This is a genomic window from Rhizobium johnstonii 3841 (assembly GCF_000009265.1).
Classification (GTDB): domain Bacteria; phylum Pseudomonadota; class Alphaproteobacteria; order Rhizobiales; family Rhizobiaceae; genus Rhizobium; species Rhizobium acaciae.
Map to the genome: position 1 here is coordinate 3,470,938 of NC_008380.1, position 17,116 is coordinate 3,488,053.

At 61.2% G+C, this 17,116-nt stretch carries 15 protein-coding genes and 1 other RNA gene; 3 read left to right on the forward strand and 13 right to left on the reverse strand.

Annotation, left to right across the window (positions count from 1 at the left end; genetic code table 11):
* Positions 1-5: 5 nt before the first annotated feature.
* The 13 genes from mraY to RL_RS17100 form a co-directional block, all read right to left on the reverse strand.
* Positions 6-1,106, reverse strand: a complete 1,101-nt coding sequence (gene mraY, locus RL_RS17045) for a phospho-N-acetylmuramoyl-pentapeptide-transferase (protein ID WP_003541415.1) — start codon at positions 1,104-1,106, stop codon at positions 6-8.
* Positions 1,107-1,128: 22 nt separating this feature from the next.
* The gene (locus tag RL_RS17050) at positions 1,129-2,562 is read right to left on the reverse strand and encodes a UDP-N-acetylmuramoylalanyl-D-glutamyl-2,6-diaminopimelate--D-alanyl-D-alanine ligase (RefSeq protein ID WP_011652800.1); all 1,434 of its coding nucleotides are present in this window, start codon (positions 2,560-2,562) and stop codon (positions 1,129-1,131) included.
* Positions 2,559-4,079 carry a UDP-N-acetylmuramoyl-L-alanyl-D-glutamate--2,6-diaminopimelate ligase gene (locus RL_RS17055; protein ID WP_173364444.1) on the reverse strand — a complete coding sequence of 507 codons (1,521 nt, stop codon included), beginning with the start codon at positions 4,077-4,079 and terminating at the stop codon, positions 2,559-2,561. The genes RL_RS17050 and RL_RS17055 overlap by 4 nt, the downstream gene beginning before the upstream one ends.
* A gap of 6 nt (positions 4,080-4,085) precedes the next feature.
* Positions 4,086-5,846: a peptidoglycan D,D-transpeptidase FtsI family protein gene (locus tag RL_RS17060; RefSeq protein WP_011652802.1), complete on the reverse strand. Its 1,761-nt coding sequence runs from the start codon at positions 5,844-5,846 to the stop codon at positions 4,086-4,088.
* Positions 5,846-6,370 (reverse strand): cell division protein FtsL, encoded by a 525-nt coding sequence (locus RL_RS17065; RefSeq protein WP_011652803.1) that lies wholly within the window; start codon positions 6,368-6,370, stop codon positions 5,846-5,848. The genes RL_RS17060 and RL_RS17065 overlap by 1 nt, the downstream gene beginning before the upstream one ends.
* A gap of 1 nt (position 6,371) precedes the next feature.
* Positions 6,372-7,397, reverse strand: a complete 1,026-nt coding sequence (gene rsmH / locus RL_RS17070; protein WP_011652804.1) for a 16S rRNA (cytosine(1402)-N(4))-methyltransferase RsmH — start codon at positions 7,395-7,397, stop codon at positions 6,372-6,374.
* Between the two features lie 17 nt (positions 7,398-7,414).
* Positions 7,415-7,852: a division/cell wall cluster transcriptional repressor MraZ gene (mraZ, locus tag RL_RS17075; protein ID WP_025395324.1), complete on the reverse strand. Its 438-nt coding sequence runs from the start codon at positions 7,850-7,852 to the stop codon at positions 7,415-7,417.
* Between the two features lie 415 nt (positions 7,853-8,267).
* An RNA gene (rnpB, locus tag RL_RS36950) (RNase P RNA component class A) lies at positions 8,268-8,665 on the reverse strand.
* Between the two features lie 157 nt (positions 8,666-8,822).
* Positions 8,823-9,998: an NAD(P)/FAD-dependent oxidoreductase gene (locus RL_RS17080; RefSeq protein WP_011652806.1), complete on the reverse strand. Its 1,176-nt coding sequence runs from the start codon at positions 9,996-9,998 to the stop codon at positions 8,823-8,825.
* Positions 9,999-10,085: 87 nt separating this feature from the next.
* Positions 10,086-11,276: an NAD(P)/FAD-dependent oxidoreductase gene (locus RL_RS17085; protein ID WP_011652807.1), complete on the reverse strand. Its 1,191-nt coding sequence runs from the start codon at positions 11,274-11,276 to the stop codon at positions 10,086-10,088.
* 81 nt (positions 11,277-11,357) lie between these two features.
* Complete coding sequence (locus RL_RS17090) at positions 11,358-11,978, reverse strand: lytic transglycosylase domain-containing protein (protein ID WP_011652808.1); 621 nt, start codon at positions 11,976-11,978, stop codon at positions 11,358-11,360.
* A 262-nt stretch (positions 11,979-12,240) separates the two neighbouring features.
* On the reverse strand, positions 12,241-13,002 hold the full coding sequence (locus RL_RS17095) for an N-acetylmuramoyl-L-alanine amidase (protein ID WP_011652809.1): 762 nt from the start codon (positions 13,000-13,002) through the stop codon (positions 12,241-12,243).
* Entirely contained in the window at positions 12,999-13,706 is a 708-nt protein-coding gene (locus RL_RS17100; RefSeq protein ID WP_011652810.1) for a J domain-containing protein, read from the reverse strand. The genes RL_RS17095 and RL_RS17100 overlap by 4 nt, the downstream gene beginning before the upstream one ends.
* Before the next feature lie 410 nt (positions 13,707-14,116).
* On the opposite strand from RL_RS17100, the gene RL_RS17105 reads away from it, so the two are divergent.
* The 3 genes from RL_RS17105 to RL_RS17115 all read left to right on the forward strand — a co-directional run bounded on the left by RL_RS17105 (position 14,117) and on the right by RL_RS17115 (position 17,078).
* Positions 14,117-15,328, forward strand: coding sequence for a pyrophosphate--fructose-6-phosphate 1-phosphotransferase (locus RL_RS17105; protein ID WP_011652811.1), 1,212 nt, complete (start codon positions 14,117-14,119; stop codon positions 15,326-15,328).
* Between the two features lie 57 nt (positions 15,329-15,385).
* Complete coding sequence (locus tag RL_RS17110; RefSeq protein ID WP_011652812.1) at positions 15,386-16,021, forward strand: LysE family translocator; 636 nt, start codon at positions 15,386-15,388, stop codon at positions 16,019-16,021.
* Between the two features lie 115 nt (positions 16,022-16,136).
* On the forward strand, positions 16,137-17,078 hold the full coding sequence (locus tag RL_RS17115; protein ID WP_041936399.1) for a lytic transglycosylase domain-containing protein: 942 nt from the start codon (positions 16,137-16,139) through the stop codon (positions 17,076-17,078).
* The last annotated feature ends 38 nt before the right edge of the window (positions 17,079-17,116 follow it).

Genomic DNA, 17,116 nt, shown 5'->3' on the forward strand with positions numbered 1-17,116 from the left:
CTGCCTCACCGGAGCTTCAGCGTCGAAAGGCCGAGCATCGCAAGGCCGACGGCGACGATCCAGAAGCGGATTACCACCTGGCTCTCGGTCCAGCCCTTCTTCTCGAAATGATGATGGATCGGCGCCATCAGGAAGACACGCCGGCCGGTCATCTTGAAGAAACCGACCTGGATGATGACCGACAGCGTCTCGATGACGAAGAGGCCGCCGATGATTGCCATGACGATCTCGTGCTTGGTGGCGACGGCGACGGTGCCGATCGTGCCGCCGAGTGCAAGCGACCCCGTGTCGCCCATGAAGATGGCGGCTGGCGGCGCGTTAAACCAGAGAAAGCCAAGGCCGGCGCCGATGACGGCGCCAAGCACGACGGCGAGTTCGCCGGTGCCGGGCACGAAATTGATCTGCAGGTAATTCGCAAACACCACGTTGCCGGCGAGATAGGCGATGACGCCGAAGGAGGCGGCGGCGATCATCACAGGCACGATGGCAAGCCCGTCGAGACCGTCAGTCAGGTTGACGGCATTGCCGGCGCCGACGATGACGAAGCCGCCGAAGACGACGAACATGATGCCGATATTGATCATGAAGTCCTTGAAGAAGGGAAAGGCGATCGAGGAGCCGAAGGTCGAGCCGGCAATCCCCGAGGCAAGGGCGGTGCGCATCATGAAATAGACGGCGATGCCGGCGATGACGAATTCGATACCGAGACGCGCCTTGCCGGAAAAGCCCATGTGGCTCTGCTTCGTGACCTTGAGATAATCGTCGTAGAAGCCGATCGCACCGAAGCCCAGCGTCACCAGCAGCGTGGCGACCACATAGACGTTGGAAAGATCGGCCCAGAGCAGCGATGCGCCGACGATGCCGGCGAGGATCATCAGCCCGCCCATGGTCGGCGTGCCGGCCTTCTTGAAATGCGTCTGCGGCCCGTCGGCGCGGATCGGCTGGCCCTTGCCCTGCCGGATGCGCAGCGAATTGATGATCGTCGGCCCGAACAGGAAGACGATCAGTGCTGAGGTGAAGAGAGCAGCCCCCGTGCGGAAGGTAATATATCTGAACAGGTTCAGAAATTTGAAATATTCCGACAGTTCGACAAGCCAGATCAGCATTCAGGGCCCCTTGTTTACCCGATCAAAATTCGCGTTGCGTGTCGGCAAATGGCGGGAACTTGTCAAGGAGCGCGGCGACGATCTTGCCGAAACCGATGCCCAGAGACGATTTCACCATCAACACGTCGCCTGGCGCGACCGAGTTCAATACATAATCCGTCAATTCGCTAGTGTTCTCGCGATATTCGACATGGACGCTTTCCGGCAACGATTCCTTGAGCGCAGCCATCTCCGCTCCTGCGAGCCACACATGTTCGATGCCGGCAGCAAGCAGCGGCACGGCAAGGTCGGTATGGACCTTTTGCGCATACTCGCCCATCTCCAGCATGTCGCCGAGCACGGCGATACGGCGTCCGCGGCCGGTCGGCTCGGAGGCCGCCAGCAGCGCGATCGCCGCGCGCATCGAAGCCGGATTGGCATTGTAGCTCTCGTCGATCAGCGTGAAGCTGCCGCCGCCGATGACAAGCCGGTGGCGCTTGCCCCTGCCCTTTTCCGGCCTCAGCGTCGCAAGGGCTTCGATCGCCTTCTGCATATCGGCGCCGACGATCCTGACGACACCGAGCGCTGCGAGCGCATTCTCGGCGATATGGCGGCCCGGTGCGCCGAGCGCGACCTCCAGCGTCTCGCCGCCGATCGTCAGCCACAGCGTCGAATTCTCGTCGGAACCGTTGAATTCTGCGAGCCGGAATTCGGCCTTGGCATGCTGGCCGAAAGAATGAATATGCTCGATGCCGAGCGACTGCGCCGTGCGGTCGAGGAAATTGAACTGGTCGTTGTCGCGGTTGAGCACGACATGGCCGCCGGGTTCGAGCCCCTCGAAGATCTCGGCCTTGGCGGCGGCAATTTCCTTGATGTTCTTGAAATTGCCGAGATGCGCCGGCGCGATCGTCGTGATGATGGCGACATCGGGACGGATCATCGCCACCAGCGGCCGGATCTCGCCGGGGTGGTTCATCCCTACTTCGAAGACGCCATAATCCGTATCCTCAGGCATGCGCGCCAGCGTCAGCGGCACGCCCCAATGATTGTTGAAGGAGGCGACGGAGGCGTGCACCTTGCCGGAGGGCGACAGCACATGCCGCAGCATTTCCTTGGTGGTCGTCTTTCCCACAGACCCCGTCACCGCGATGATCCGAGCCCGCGAACGCTCGCGCGAGGCAAGGCCGAGCCGGCCGAGTGCCGCGAGCACGTCTTCCACGACGATCATCGGCACCGTCAGGCGGCCCATGGCGGGAAGCCTCGCCTCGCTGACGATGAGAAGGGAAGCGCCGTTCGCCATCGCCATCGAGGCGTAGTCGTGACCGTCGACGCGGTCGCCCTTGATCGCGAAGAAAGCTTCGCCTGGAGTAATCGAGCGGCTGTCGATGGAAATGCCGGTGATGCCTTCGGGCAGCGTGCCGAAAGGGCGCCCCGCCATCACTGCGATCATGTCTTCCGTCGTCCAGAGCCAGCTCAAGATTTCAACTCCTCCAAGGCCTTGCGCACCTCCGCATGATCGGAGAACGGCAGGGTGACGCCGCCGATCGTCTGCCCTTCCTCATGCCCCTTGCCGGCGACGATCAGCGTATCGCCGGATCTCAGCATGCCGACCGCCTCGCGGATCGCCATGGCGCGATCGGCGATTTCCGCGGCGCAGCTTGCTGCCGTCATGATCTCCGCGCGGATCGAGGCCGGTTCCTCCGAACGCGGATTATCGTCGGTGACGATAACGACGTCAGCAAGACGGCAGGCGATTTCGCCCATGATCGGCCGTTTGCCGCGGTCACGGTCGCCGCCGCAGCCGAAAACGACGATGACGCGGCCGGTGGTGAAGGGTCTGACCGAGCCCAGCACGTTTTCCAGCGCATCCGGCTTGTGGGCGTAGTCGACATAGGCGAGCGCGCCGTCTTTCGTATGGCCGACGAGTTCGAGACGGCCGGATGCGCCGACGAGCTTCTCGAGCGCGGCCATTGCAATCTTCGCCTCAACGCCGGTCGACATGGCAAGCCCTGCTGCGACCAGCGCGTTGGCCACCTGGAAATCGCCGGCCAGCGGAATGTCCACCTCGAAGATCTCGCCGCCGATATGGATCTCGGCCATCTGCTTGTGGCGGAAGTGCTCGACGCGCTTCAACGAGAGGTAATCGCCCTTTCGCCCGACGGTACGGATGTCGTGACCGGCATCGGTCGCGGCCTTGATCGCCTGCGCCGACCACGGATCGTCGGCAAAGATCACCGCCGGCGATCCCTTCGGCAGCAGCGTATCGAAAAGCCGCATCTTGGCGGCCATATAGGCCTCGACGGTCGGATGATAATCCATGTGGTCGCGGCCGAGATTGGTGAAGGCGGCGGCGGCAAGCCTGACGCCATCGAGCCGGCACTGGTCTAGACCGTGGCTGGAGGCTTCCATCGCGGCATGTGTCACGCCCTCTCCGGCAAGTTCCGCCAGTAGCGCGTGCAGAGAGACCGGATCGGGCGTCGTCAGCGAGCCATATTCGTTGCGTGTCGGCGAGACGACACCCGTCGTGCCGATCATCGCGGCCGCGTGGCCCGCATACGCCCAGATCTGCCGGGTGAAAGAAGCGACCGAGGTTTTGCCGGCCGTGCCGGTGACGGCGACCATGGTATCGGGCTGCCTGCCGTGGAAGCGCGCGGCGGCGATGGAAAGGAAACGGCGCGGCTCCTTGACCGCAAACACGGGGATCGAAGCATCGACGGCTTGGGAGGCTATCGCGATGGCAGCGCCGCGGCCGGCGGCATCCACGATGAAGCCCGCGCCGTCCGCCTTGGTGCCGGCGACCGCGACGAAGGCATTGCCCGGCATCACCTTGCGGCTATCCGAAGACAGGCCTGAAATATCAAGCAGGCCTGCCGGACCTTCGAGCTGTGCTTCAAGTTCCGGAAACTGATCTCCGGCCAGGTCTCGCAATTTCATCGAATGCACTTTTCTCTCTTGAAGCCGGTTCACCCCTCGCGAATCGGCGTCGATATTCATTCACACTCAATAAGACACCAGCAAGGCCGATCCGCCCTCCCCGAATTTCGGCTCGATGCCGAGAATAGGGGCCGCACGCCTGATGATCTCGCGGGCGATCGGGCCGGCGGTACCGGCGGAGATCGTTCCGCCATAGGCTTTCTCGCCACTCTTCGGCTCGTCGCAGAAAGTGATCACGGCATATCTGGGATCATTCATGGGGAATGCGGCGATGAAGGAATTGAAATTCAGGGTTGCCGAATAGCGCCCATTCACCACCTTGTCGGCCGTGCCCGTCTTGCTGCCGACGGAAAAGCCCGGCACTCGGGCGACGCGCCCGGATCCCTTGTAGCCGTTGAAGTCGAGGAGATAGCGGATCTCGTCGCTGGTGGTCTTCTTGATGACCTGCGTGGCGATCTCATCGGCCTGTTCGCGCGTGCGCGGCAGGAATGTCGGCTCGATCAGCTTGCCGCCGTTGACGAGAGCGGCAGCCGCCACCCCTGTCTGCAGCGCCGTCGTCGAGACGCCATGGCCGAAGGAAATCGTGATCGAATTGATCTTCTTCCAGACGCGCGGCTGGCTCGGCATCTTCACTTCGGGCAGCTCGGTCTGCATCTTCGTCAGCAGGCCGAACTTGGTCAGATAGTCCTTCTGCGCGTCGATGCCGACGATGTCGATGACACGCGCCGTACCGATATTCGAAGAATACTGGAAAATCTCGGGAACGGTCAGCCAGCGGCGCTGCCCGTGAAAATCGTGGATAGTGAAGCCGCCGATATAGATCGATTTGCTGGCATCGAAACTGTCGGTCATCTTCACCTTGCCGCTATCGAGGGCCATGGCCAGCGAAAAGGTCTTGAAGGTCGAGCCCATTTCGAAGGTGCCGTTGGTCATCCGGTTGAGCCAACCCTCCTTGGCGCCTTCCTGCGGATCGTTCGGATCGAAATCCGGCGCCGATGCCATCGCCAGCACTTCCCCCGTATGCACGTCGATGACCGCAGCACCGGCGCCCTTGGCCTGGAAGTTGGTGACGGCATTGACGACCGCGTCCCGGACGATGTTCTGCACGCGCAGGTCGATCGATAGCCGCACCGGCTCAAGCGGCTGGTCGCTGGTCATGCCGACGGAGGCGAGATCGGCAAGCCCCTGGTCGTCGATAAATTTCTCCATGCCGGCGACACCGCGGTTGTCGATGTTGACGTAACCGAGGATATGCGCGGCGGTCGCACCGCCCGGATAGAAGCGGCGCTTCTCCGGCCGGAAGCCGATGCCGGGAATGCCGAGCGCCAGGATCTGGCTCTGCTGCTTCGGCGTCAGTTGCCGGCGCAGCCAGGCGAAATGCGAGGTCTTGACCGAGAGCTTCTTATAAGTGTCTCTGACGTCGAGCTCGGGCAGCACCGTTGCAAGCTTCTCGACCGCCTCGTCGGCATCGACGATCTTGTTCGGTTCGGCAAACAGCGAGACGGTGCGGATGTCGGTCGCCAGCACCTCGCCGTTGCGGTCGAGAATGTCGGGGCGCGAGGCCATCAGCCGGTCGGGCGGCAGGATGCTGGAGACGACCTCCTGATCCTTCATCGCATATTCGACGAGACGGCCGCCGATGACGGCGTAGACACCCATGAAGCCAAGGATCAGCAGGCCTACGCGGCTTTTTGCCTGCCCTGATTTCTTCTTGCGCGATCCCTCGATCGCCAGGCCGGCGGGGGAAGGACCGCCGAACCGGTTATAGACGCCGGCGGAGAAATGCGCCTGGCTCTTCAAAACCATGATGCGGGAAAGAAACGACATTATTCCTCCACCGATCCGGTTTCGATCTGGTCTGCATCTTCGGCCTCGTCGCGTGGCGCAGGCATCGGAATGGGCTGCGCCTTGGCGGTGGCTTGCGCGCCCTTGGTGTCTGCTGCGCCTTTGGCGCTAGCCACGGTCGCGCCCTTGGCGCTGGCCTCGGTCGCGCCCTTGGCGCTGGCCACGGTCGAGCTCTTGGCGGTGGCCTTAGCCTCCGTCACGTCAGGCACGGGAACCTCGGATTTCAGCATCGGCAATTCCTTGGCATGCACGAGCGCCGTCGATTCCGTCGGCTGCAGCTTCAATTCTTCGTTATACGCCTTGACCAGCCGCTCCAGCCGGTTCGGCTGCGATTGTAACGCCCAGTCTGCCTTGAGAAGGTCGATCGTGTCCTTCTCAAGTTTGATCTCGGCTTCGAGGCGATGAACCTCCTCGAGCTTCAATTCGGCGCGGTGCTTGATCGTGTAGGTCACGGCGGCGGTGGCCGTCATGACGCCGATGAGCACGAGATCGAACGTTTTCAGCATATCAACCTCCAAGCTTTCCGAGACTGGCAAGATTGGGAAACCCGAAGAGCGACATATCGGCAGCTTCGGCTGCGGCGTACGTCCTCAGGCCGGCGCGCAGCTTGGCGGAGCGGGCGCGCGGATTGATCTCGGCCTCCGCCTCGCTTGCCGAAACCATCGGCTTGCCGACTGCCTCAAAGGTTGCCGCTCGCTCATGCGCGACCGGCAGATGCCGCGAACCCGACGCCTTGCCGGCGCGGTCGGAGAAGAATTTCTTGACGATGCGGTCTTCGAGCGAATGAAAGGTGACGACGACGAGCCGCCCGCCGGGTTTCAGCGCCGTTTCCGCCGCAAACAGCGCCTGCGCCAGTTCGCCGAGTTCGTCGTTGACGAAGATGCGCAATGCCTGGAAGACCCGCGTTGCCGGATGGATCTTGTCCTTCATCTTGCGCGGCGTGACGAGCTCGATGAGACCGGCCAGATCGCGTGTCGTTTCAAATGGCTTTTCGGCGCGGCGCTTCTCGATCGCATGGGCGATGCGCGGCGCCTGGCTTTCCTCGCCGAGAAAATGGAAGATGCGGATGAGATCGGCGACCTTGGCGCGGTTGACGACATCGGCGGCCGAAACGCCTTCGGCCGACATGCGCATGTCGAGCGGCCCGTTTTTCTGGAAGGAGAAGCCGCGCTCCGCCTCGTCGATCTGCATGGAGGAGACGCCGATATCGAGCACGACGCCATCGAGCCCGCCTTGCGGCGCATGATCGGCGAGATGCGAGAATTGCGAATGAACGAGCCTGAGACGACCGCCATGGGCGGCGACCATCGCTTGGCCAGCCGCAATCGCCGTCGGATCGCGATCGAGCGCGATCACCTCGGCGCCGGCAGCAAGGATGGCCGAGCTGTAACCGCCCGCACCGAACGTACCGTCGAGGATGAATTTGCCGGGTGCGGGCGCCAATGCCGCAAGGACTTCGTCGAGAAGAACAGGAATGTGACGAACCGGTCCGCCACCGGCATCAGTTGAACCTCCGCCAGGATTCGCCACCATTCCGTTCCCTCGTTTTTTCAGGAACGCTTGCCCGCCAGCTTGCGCTCCCCTCGTGCCTGCGCCTGTGCGGCCACAAAAGCCTGCGGCTGCCAGAGCTGAAAATGATCCGCTCGACCGACGAAGGTCACTTCGTCCGAGATGCCGGTAAAGCCACGAATGAAATCCGTGACCATCAGCCGCCCCTCGGCGTCGAGCTTCATGAAGACCCCGCCTCCATGAATGAGAAGCGACATCTCGTTCGCATCCGGCGAAAACGGATCCTCCGCCGCAATCTGCCGTTCGAATCTTTCGAGAAGATCCGGACCGCCGATGCTGATCGCCGGAAACACAAAGTCTTGGAAGCAGTAGAGCTCCTGGACGTTGCGCTGCGCCAGCACGGAACGGAAAGCCGAAGGCACGGAAACCCTGCCCTTGGCATCGATCCTGTTGGTCGCATTCGAAAGGAAGCGGCTCATGACACGAAACATCCGTTCCCGCAGGGATCCGGACGACCAAGAGACGCCCGAAACTCCCGATATCAGGCACAGCTTCGCAAGCCGGATGAGCGAAAACCCCTCCGACGCTTCCGGAGAGGAAGACGCCTTTGCTTTGCGATGAATGGGCAGGTAATTGCCCTGGTGCAGTGCGCATTTGGGATAGCATGGGACCATATGGGCGTCAATGGGATACGCCCATTTTGCAATAGACGCATGATCGAAAATTTATAAGCCGTTAAGTTTAACAAAGGGTTAGCGGCGTCATCTTACAAATGACACGCATTGGTATCTCTACACGAAAAATCCATCCGATGGATGCATAAACATCTGCTTGAAAACAGCCTGTTTCAACGACTTAGGCTGAAAATCCGGCTGCCGCGCCGTCAAGATGATAATCGCCAGTTGGCCTGTAAGCCGGGTTCTGTATGGCTCCGGCGTGAACCGGAACGTGGCAGCCATTCCTCTGGGACAGCGTTCGCACGCTGCCTCACGCAACCCACCCGGATGACTGGCCTGGAAACCAGCCGGAAGGCCTTTCGGCCTACCGCGTCATCCCTATTCGGTCTTGCTCCCGGTGGGGTTTACCGTGCCATTTCCGTTGCCGGAGATGCGGTGGGCTCTTACCCCACCCTTTCACCCTTACCTGTCATGACAGGCGGTTTGCTTTCTGTGGCACTTTCCCTGAGGTCGCCCTCGCCGGACGTTATCCGGCACCGTGTTTCCGTGGAGCCCGGACTTTCCTCACCCTACCGCCTTTCGGCATTGGTAAAGCGCGGCTGCCCAGCCAACTGGCAGGGCTCCCATAAACGAGAGAGATCGCAATTGCTATCGAAATAAATGATATCGCTCAGAGCAATTCCAGCAAAACTGCGCAGCGGTTTTGCGTCCGGAATTGCGTAAGAACAAAAACAGAGAGCACTTCCGTGATTCGGAGAAAAATGGAAATGCTCTAGCGAAATTGCGGTGTGAAATCCGTCGAGTAGCCCTGTTCGCTGATTCTGCCTGACAAAAGCAGCTCGGCCCCAAGCCGACCGATTTCGTCCGAGCTCTTGGCCGAGGTGCCGGCGCAGCCCGTCAGCACCGCGATCTCGGGCGATGAGCTATAGCCAATCATCGGATAGCCGCTTTCCGTATGCGACACGACGCAGGCGGCCGTCGAAATCGAAAGCGGCACCATATCGGGCACGAGACCTTCAACGATGCGGTTGAGATGCGCGCGCACCGTATCGCGCCCCTCGGTCTTGAACCAGGCGCGCATTTCCGTGTCGTCGCTGAGCGCCAGATCGTCAGGATCGCCGCCGATCTTCAGGTAGAATTTGCCGTCGGGATAGCGGATCGGCGGCAACAGGTAGATATCGATGCCGGGCGCCCTGAGAATGAGCGACGGCATCGCGGCCAGGCGCGCCGCGTCGGCATCGCTCACCTCGAAAAGCGTCACCGTCCGGGCATAAACCGTCATCGCAACGGGCCGCGGCAACAGATTCTCCGCAATGGAAAATCCGCCCGCCGCCACCAGCACCTTTTCACCGCGATAGGTGCGGCCGCCTGATGTTTCGACCACAGCCGATCCACCTTCGCTGCGGATCGAAACGACATGATCGCGGATAACCGTGGCGCCTGCCTTTTCCGCCAGCAGCGATTGGGCTTTCACAAGCTTGCGCGGACTGATATGGCCGGCGCCCCTCGCCTCGAAGACGCCCGTGCCCCCATCGGGAAAGGCGAAGAAGGGAAAGGCAGCCTTCAGCCCCGCCTCGTCGAGCAGGCTGGTTTCGACGCCGAGCGAAACGGCGGCCTGTCGGGTTTTCTCGAGATAATCGCCCCCGGTCGGCGCGACGACGACGCAGCCGACCTCGCGATAGAAATCGATGCCGCTGTCGCGGGCGATCTCGCCATAGCGGTCAATCGAGCGGTTGGCGAGCAGTGCCCAATTACGGTCGGGATCGATGGTGCGAGTGATGCGCCCCTCGTCATAATGGCTGGCGAAGACGCCCTGATGCGCCTTGCGGTCATCAGGCTCGTCCGGGCCAATCACCGCGACACCGTCTGCTTGGCGCGCCAGATGCCGCGCCGCCGCGGCCCCCATCAGCCCGCGGCCGACGACGATATATTTGAAATCGACTGCCATGCTGTCTCCTCTCAACAGCGCCGCGCGTCTTTTCGGACGCGCAAAGGACGCAGTAACACTTTGAATTGCTGCATTCGACTTAGGGAATCATGCAGCAGTCAAAACCGGCGTCAGTGCGCCGCCGAAATCCGCTTCGCCAAGCTGCCCCTCCGCCAGAAGCACGGCCCCTAAGCGGCCGAGTTCGTCGGAAGATTTGGCCGCGACGAAATTGCCGCCGGTCAGCACCGCGATGCGCGGCGACTGCGTAAATCCGGCATAGGGATAACCGGTCGGCGTGAAATTCGCCACGCAGGGCGCCGAGGTGACCGGGCAGCCGGCAAGCTCCGGCATCAACTGCAAGGCGACGCGCGAGAGATGATCGCGCTCGGCGGCACTGCCGTCGGAACGGAACCACGCGCCGGCGTCCTCCAGCCTGTCGAAGGAAAGCGCCTCGGTGTCGCCACCGAGTTTCAGATAGGTCTTGCCGTCGGGATAACGCACCGGCGGCAGGATATAGATATGATCCTCTTCCCGGTCACCGAGCACGATGGTCGACGGCATATCGCCGAAGATCGCCATCTCGCGTTCGCCGATCTCATAGAAGGCGACCGTTCGCGCCATGACCCTGATATCGACGGGACGCGGCAGCAGGGCATGCAAATTACTGAAACCGCCAGCGGCGACCAGCACGCGCTCGGCACTATAGATTTTGTCGCCGGCCGTCACCTCGACATGAGAACCCGCATCGCGCACCGATGTTGCGGTCGCCTCGATCAGCGAGACGCCGCCCTGTTCGGCAAGCTTTGCCTGCGCGCGCACCAGCGCCCGCGGGTTGATGTAGCCGGCGCGCTTGCGCTCGAAATATCCTGTAAAATCGGCGGCGACGGCAAGATAGGGAAAACGTTGGCCGAGTTCCGACGGCGCGATGGTCTCGATATCGCTGCCGAGCGTCCGGCTGACCGTCAGCGCCCTTTCGATATAGTCCTGCTCGTCCTTCTCAGGACCGGCAAAGAGGCAGCCGACCTCCGAATAGAAGGAGATGCCGCTCTTTGCCTCGATCTCGCGATAGCGGTCGAGCGCGCGGGCGGCGAAGGTTCCCCAGGCAAGATTGCCGTCGAAGGTGCGGGTGATGCGCGCTTCGTCGTAATGGCTGGCGAAGACGCCGTGATGGGCCTTACGCTCCTCCGGCTCACGCGGGCCGATCAGTGCGATGCCGTCGGCCATCGAGGAGAGATGCCGTGCGGCCGCGGCACCCATCATGCCGCGGCCGATGATGATGAACCTGAAATCGACTGCCATATCCCACCTCGCTAAATTCCAGCGATAGCATGGCAATCATCTTGAATCATCCAGCTCTTGTCGGGATAAGCGCTTCAGCGCTCAGAGCATTGCCAGAACCTTGCCGCAATAGGACTTGGACACCGGGTTCATGCGCGTGGCGCCATGGCCGGCATTGTATTTGAGGATGGTGTTGCAGGTCTCGCCACCACCGAGATCATGGGCGGCAGCCAGATATTTCATGCCGTACTTGATGTTGGTTTCCGGATCGTACAGGCCCTTGGCGCTGCCGGAATAGCCCATCATGCGGGCAGTTGCAGGCTTTATCTGCATCAGGCCGATTTCACCGTGGCTGCCGCGCGCATTCGGATTGAAATTGCTTTCGATGCGGATGACCGCGGTCGCAAGCGCAACCGGTACATCATATTGGTTCGCATATTTGCTGATCAATGCGGAATAGGAATTGCCGGAAACATTGGCGACGGGATAACCGCTCTGGCGCTCGACCGTCTTCAGCGGGCGTTCCGCCGTCTTGAGCGGATGCTTCACCGGCTTGACCGAACGCTCCGCTTTCTTCAACGGACGCTCCGTCTTCTTCGAACGACGCTCGACTTTCTTCACCGACGCATCGGCTCGCACGCCCCAATCATTCGCAAAGGCAAAGCTATTTCCGGCCAGCACCATGCCGACGCATGTTGCAGCAACAACAATCAGTTTTCTCATGTAGTCTTGAACACTCCGGCCCAAAGAATTTCCGGACGGCGCGCCTCGCTGTCATAATGAATACCAGATCAAGAATCGATCGATATTCACGGTAATTCTTATCGTTTCACATAACGCCCGTGGTTTAACTCGAAAACAACCCCGAGCACCCCTTGGCGGACGTTCTTAGACCATCGCAATGAGGAGATAATAGGGAAATGATGTGGCAGGCCGAATTTCGTGCTGCAGTGCGAAATTCGGCGTTTCAGTAATTGTCGAGGAATCAGGAATAATGCGGCAAAGCCGACAGCAGCCGGTGCAGCGTGTCGATCGTCGAGAAATCGGCGATGCCATCCACCCGTTCGGGCCGAAAATGGCGCTGGAAAGCTTCGACGTCACCCGCCGTTTTTTCGGAGAATTCACCTGTTATTTCAGTGCCGTAACCATAAAGCGACAGCATCGACTGCAGCGCTTCCACAGGTTGGCCGGTATCGCCGCGTTGGAAGAAGCGCCCACCGGTGATCGTTGCCGGCTCGACCCAGTGCCCAATGCCCGCTTGGTGAAGCGCGGCCCAGGGGAATTTTTCGCCCGGATCGACCTTGCGGATCGGGGCAACATCGGAATGCCCGAGGACCCGCTCCGGCGTGATCGACCAACGTTTGACACAGTCGCGACACAATTCGATCACCGCGGCGATCTGCTCTTTCGGATAATCAGGAAGCCCGCCGGGATGACCGGCATTGGCGATCTCGATGCCGATCGACAGCGAATTGATATCGGTCTCGCCGTGCCAGCTGCTTTTTCCCGCATGCCAGGCACGCCGCATTTCCGGCACGAGCTGGACGACCTCGCCATTCTCATGCACGAAATAGTGGCTGGAGACCTGGCTCTCGGCGCGACAGAGCCAGTCGAGCGCACCATCTGCCGTCGGCATGCCGGTATAGTGCAGCAGGATCATATCCGGACGGCGCCCCTCCGCCCGTTCGCCTTGGTTGGGCGAAGGCTGCACGCGGGCGCTTTTGCAGTCGGCCTCGAAAGAGGTCATGCGGCGCGGCGTTCCTTCTCGATCGCCTCATAGGCCGCGTTCAGCGCCGCCATGCGCTCATTGGCGATCACATGGAATTCCTTCGGCACGCCGCGCGAGATCAGCCGGTCGGGATGATGTTCGCTGACGAGGCCGTGGTAGCGGCGGCGGATAGTCGGGAAATCATCCGAAGGCGAGACGCCGAGCACCTTGTAGGGATCGCCGCCGGACGAGACGTGGCGGGCGGCGATCTGCTCGAAGCGGGTCTCGCTCATCTGGAAAATCTGGCCGATATGGCCCAGGAAATTCAGTTCCTTCTCGTGGATCAGCCCGTCGGCCTTGGCGATGTGGAAGAGCCCGTCGAGCACGTCTTCCAGCACCGGGCAATTGGCCGCACAGGTAACGCAGAGCGTGGAGAGCCGTTCGGCATAAGCTTCGTAGCCGGCGACATCCTGACGCGCGAGATTGTAAAGCCTGGCGACATTCTTCGCCTGGTCCTGCGGAAACTCGAAGATTTCGCGAAAGGCTTCGACCTCCTTCTCGCTGACGATGCCGTCAGCCTTGGCCATCTTGGCCGACAGCGCGATGATCGCCACCGAGAAAGCCACCTTACGCCGGGTCTCGGGATCGCCTTCAAAAACCGTGCGGATAGCCTCGACCACCGCAGACAGCGCATTGCCTGCGGTATTGCCAATGGCATTCAACAGTTTTTCCCAGAAGGACATCGAAAATCTCACACACTTGTCAACTTATAGAGAAACAGCTTGACCAAAGAATCGCAGCCTTTGCAAGGCGACTATTCGTCGTAGGGCCGAACACAGTTTTCACGATTTGGTAATTGTCGCACCGCAACAAACGGTTCATCACGCCCGCTTTCATCTCGCGTGAGGGCATGGACGGCGGTCGCCGACATTGCCCGGGCACGTGGATTCCGGAGCGCGCGGCGGAAAATTCCACGGCCACTTCCGACAAGCAGACCGGGTTGAAACGATTATATCAGCACTTCGCGTCGCCTTTGCGGTGCAACACGGCAGAAACACGCATTTTTCGTAAATTCTTTACTTTACAGGGCCCTTTCCCTGCCGCATCCATGCGCTAGCTAACGCTGCCGCACCGAAACACCGTAGGAGGGATCATGGCCAAACAGAAAGTCGCAATGCTGACCGCCGGAGGCCTGGCGCCCTGTCTTTCGTCCGCCGTCGGCGGCCTTATCGAACGCTATAGCGACATCGCGCCCGAACTCGAAATCGTCGCTTACAAGTCGGGCTACCAGGGTGTGCTCCTCGGCGACAGCATCGAGATCACCCGCGCGATGCGCGAAAAGGCGCCGCTGCTGCACCGCTACGGCGGCTCGCCGATCGGCAACAGCCGCGTCAAGCTCACCAATGCCGCCGATTGCGTCAAGCGCGGCCTGGTCAAGGAAGGCGAGAACCCGCTGCGGGTCGCCGCCGAACGCCTCGCCAATGACGGCATCACCATTCTCCACACGATCGGCGGCGACGACACCAACACCACGGCCGCCGACCTTGCCGCCTACCTCGCCGCCAACGGCTATGATCTCACCGTCGTCGGCCTGCCGAAGACTGTCGACAATGACGTCGTGCCGATCCGCCAATCGCTGGGCGCCTGGACAGCCGCCGAAGTCGGCGCGCATTTCTTCGACAATGTCGGCAACGAGCAGACGGCCGCCCCCCGCACCCTCGTCGTCCATGAAGTCATGGGCCGCCATTGCGGCTGGCTGACGGCCGCCACCGCCCGCGCCTATCTGCAGCGCACCAGCCGCAACCAGTATGTCGACGGCCTGATGATGGACGCGCACCTGAAGAGTATCGACGCCGTCTACCTGCCTGAGATGGCCTTCGACCTCGAGGCCGAGGCCGCCCGGTTGAAGGAAAGCATGGACCGCAACGGCCACGCCACGGTCTTCGTCTCGGAAGGCGCCTGCCTCGATGCCATCGTCGCCGAGCGCGAAGCCGCCGGCGAGACGGTCAAGCGCGACGCTTTCGGCCATGTGAAAATCGACACGATCAATGTCGGCGCCTGGTTTCAGAAGCAGTTCGCCAATCTGCTCGACGCCGAGCGTTCCCTGGTGCAGAAATCAGGTTATTTCGCCCGCTCGGCACCCGCCAACGGCGATGACCTCAGGCTGATCCAGAGCATGGTCGATCTCGCCGTCGAAAGCGCGCTCAATAAAGTCTCCGGCGTCACCGGCCATGATGAAGGCCAGAACGGTAAATTGCGCACTATAGAATTCCCGCGCATCAAGGGCGGCAAGGCTTTTGACCTTTCGACGGCATGGTTTGCCGAAGTCATGGACAATATAGGCCAGAAATACAAAGAAGCGTGATTGACGGATGGTTAATATGATGTCTTTGCTTGTTCCTGAGGAATAGGAGGAGACACCATGTCACTTGAAGCTTGGCTCGCTTTTGCGGCGGCATCCGCCATCATGCTGGCCATACCGGGGCCGACGATACTGCTCGTCGTTTCCTATGCGCTCGGTCATGGGCGCCGGACGGCGTTCGCGACGGTGGGCGGCGTGGCGCTTGGTGACTTCACGGCGATGACGGCTTCTCTCTTCGGTCTCGGCGCCGTCCTGGCCGCCTCCGCGACCCTCTTCACCATCTTGAAGTGGATCGGCGGCGCCTACCTGATCTGGCTGGGAATCAAGCTCTGGCGGGCTCCCATCATCGGCGAACCGGTTGCCGACAACGACAACCTTCCGGAGGAGAAGTCGCTCAAGATCTTCCTCCACGCCTACGTCGTCACCGCCCTCAATCCGAAGAGCATCATCTTCTTCGTCGCCTTCGTGCCGCAGTTCCTCAATCCGGCCCTGCCCTTCGTCGGGCAGATGGCGATCATGGAAGCGACCTTCCTGGTGCTGGCGATCCTCAACGCTTCCACCTACGCCTTTCTCGCCCATAGCGCACGCGGACTGATTCGCAAGGCGAGCATCCAGCGCGCCGTAAACCGAACCGGAGGCACTCTGCTGATCGCTGCAGGGGCCGTAACGGCGGGGTATCGCCGTATTGCAGCCTAGTAATATTCCGTGGTTGCCGGAATGCCACGAATAGGTTAATGGGGTCACCAGGGCTTAAGGCTTTTGGTAACTTTTATACGCTGCCGGGGCGGCGCGATTTCACGAAAGTGGCGGAATGGTAGCGATCGGATTATCCGGCCTGAAGCGCAGTCTTGTCGTCTCGACGATCCTCTGCGGCGTGATGACCGGATGTACGAGCGTCGAATACACGTCCCAGGCCGAACTGACAGCCGCCCAGACCGTCGTGCCGATGCCGAAACCCGGCGAAGATGCAACACTCGCCGCGATCCCGACAGCCGAAGGCACAGCCGGTCAGGCTGTTGCAGGCGCCACCATTCCACAGACATCCCCCTCCCTGACCGCAACGGCGATGCCGGGCGTGACAGCCTCCCAGCCTGGCGATCTTGCCATGCAGGCAGGCATGCAACCGGCAGCCTATGCGCAGATTCCGATGACGCCCGAGATGACGGCGATCCAGTCCGTCGTGCCGACGCCGCGTCCGGGGACGCCGGCACAGCCGACGACGCAGCTTGCCTTTGCCGCGACACGGCAAAACAGCGCGCTTGCAGCACTTGCCGCAGTCGACACCACGCCGCGCGCCAGCATGGACTACGGTTTCGACGAATCCGGGCCGATCGATCCGCCGACCGCACCCCCGATGTTCAGCGACGATGACAAAGACGATGCGCCGACCGTCGAGAAGAGCTTTGTCACCAAGCTCATCCAAAAATATTCGAAAATCTACGAAATTCCCGAGACCCTGCTCCATCGCGTCGTGCATCGCGAGAGCCGCTATAATGCGAAGGCCTACAACAAGCGCGGCTATTTCGGCCTCATGCAGATCAAGTACAACACCGCCAAGTCCATGGGCTACGGCGGTGCCCCGGGTGGCCTCTTCGATGCCGAGACCAACATCAAGTATGCCGCGAAATATCTGCGCGGTGCCTGGCTCGTCTCCGACAGTAAGGAAGACGACGCCGTTCGCCTTTACGCGCGCGGTTATTATTACGACGCCAAGCGAAAGGGCATGACCGACATCGCCCAAGGCAACTACTGAAACCGGTTAATTTCTGAAACAGGGATGACGGCTGAAAC

Excerpts from the sequence above, each read along its gene's own strand:
- mraY (WP_003541415.1), bottom strand. The coding sequence starts at position 1,106 with ATGCTGATCTGGCTTGTCGAACTGTCGGAATATTTCAAATTTCTGAAC.
- RL_RS17055 (WP_173364444.1), bottom strand. The coding sequence starts at position 4,079 with ATGAATATCGACGCCGATTCGCGAGGGGTGAACCGGCTTCAAGAGAGA.
- RL_RS17060 (WP_011652802.1), bottom strand. The coding sequence starts at position 5,846 with ATGTCGTTTCTTTCCCGCATCATGGTTTTGAAGAGCCAGGCGCATTTC.
- RL_RS17065 (WP_011652803.1), bottom strand. The coding sequence starts at position 6,370 with ATGCTGAAAACGTTCGATCTCGTGCTCATCGGCGTCATGACGGCCACC.
- rsmH (WP_011652804.1), bottom strand. The coding sequence starts at position 7,397 with ATGGTGGCGAATCCTGGCGGAGGTTCAACTGATGCCGGTGGCGGACCG.
- mraZ (WP_025395324.1), bottom strand. The coding sequence starts at position 7,852 with ATGAGCCGCTTCCTTTCGAATGCGACCAACAGGATCGATGCCAAGGGC.
- RL_RS17080 (WP_011652806.1), bottom strand. The coding sequence starts at position 9,998 with ATGGCAGTCGATTTCAAATATATCGTCGTCGGCCGCGGGCTGATGGGG.
- RL_RS17085 (WP_011652807.1), bottom strand. The coding sequence starts at position 11,276 with ATGGCAGTCGATTTCAGGTTCATCATCATCGGCCGCGGCATGATGGGT.
- RL_RS17090 (WP_011652808.1), bottom strand. The coding sequence starts at position 11,978 with ATGAGAAAACTGATTGTTGTTGCTGCAACATGCGTCGGCATGGTGCTG.
- RL_RS17095 (WP_011652809.1), bottom strand. The coding sequence starts at position 13,002 with ATGACCTCTTTCGAGGCCGACTGCAAAAGCGCCCGCGTGCAGCCTTCG.
- RL_RS17100 (WP_011652810.1), bottom strand. The coding sequence starts at position 13,706 with ATGTCCTTCTGGGAAAAACTGTTGAATGCCATTGGCAATACCGCAGGC.
- RL_RS17105 (WP_011652811.1), top strand. The coding sequence starts at position 14,117 with ATGGCCAAACAGAAAGTCGCAATGCTGACCGCCGGAGGCCTGGCGCCC.
- RL_RS17110 (WP_011652812.1), top strand. The coding sequence starts at position 15,386 with ATGTCACTTGAAGCTTGGCTCGCTTTTGCGGCGGCATCCGCCATCATG.
- RL_RS17115 (WP_041936399.1), top strand. The coding sequence starts at position 16,137 with ATGGTAGCGATCGGATTATCCGGCCTGAAGCGCAGTCTTGTCGTCTCG.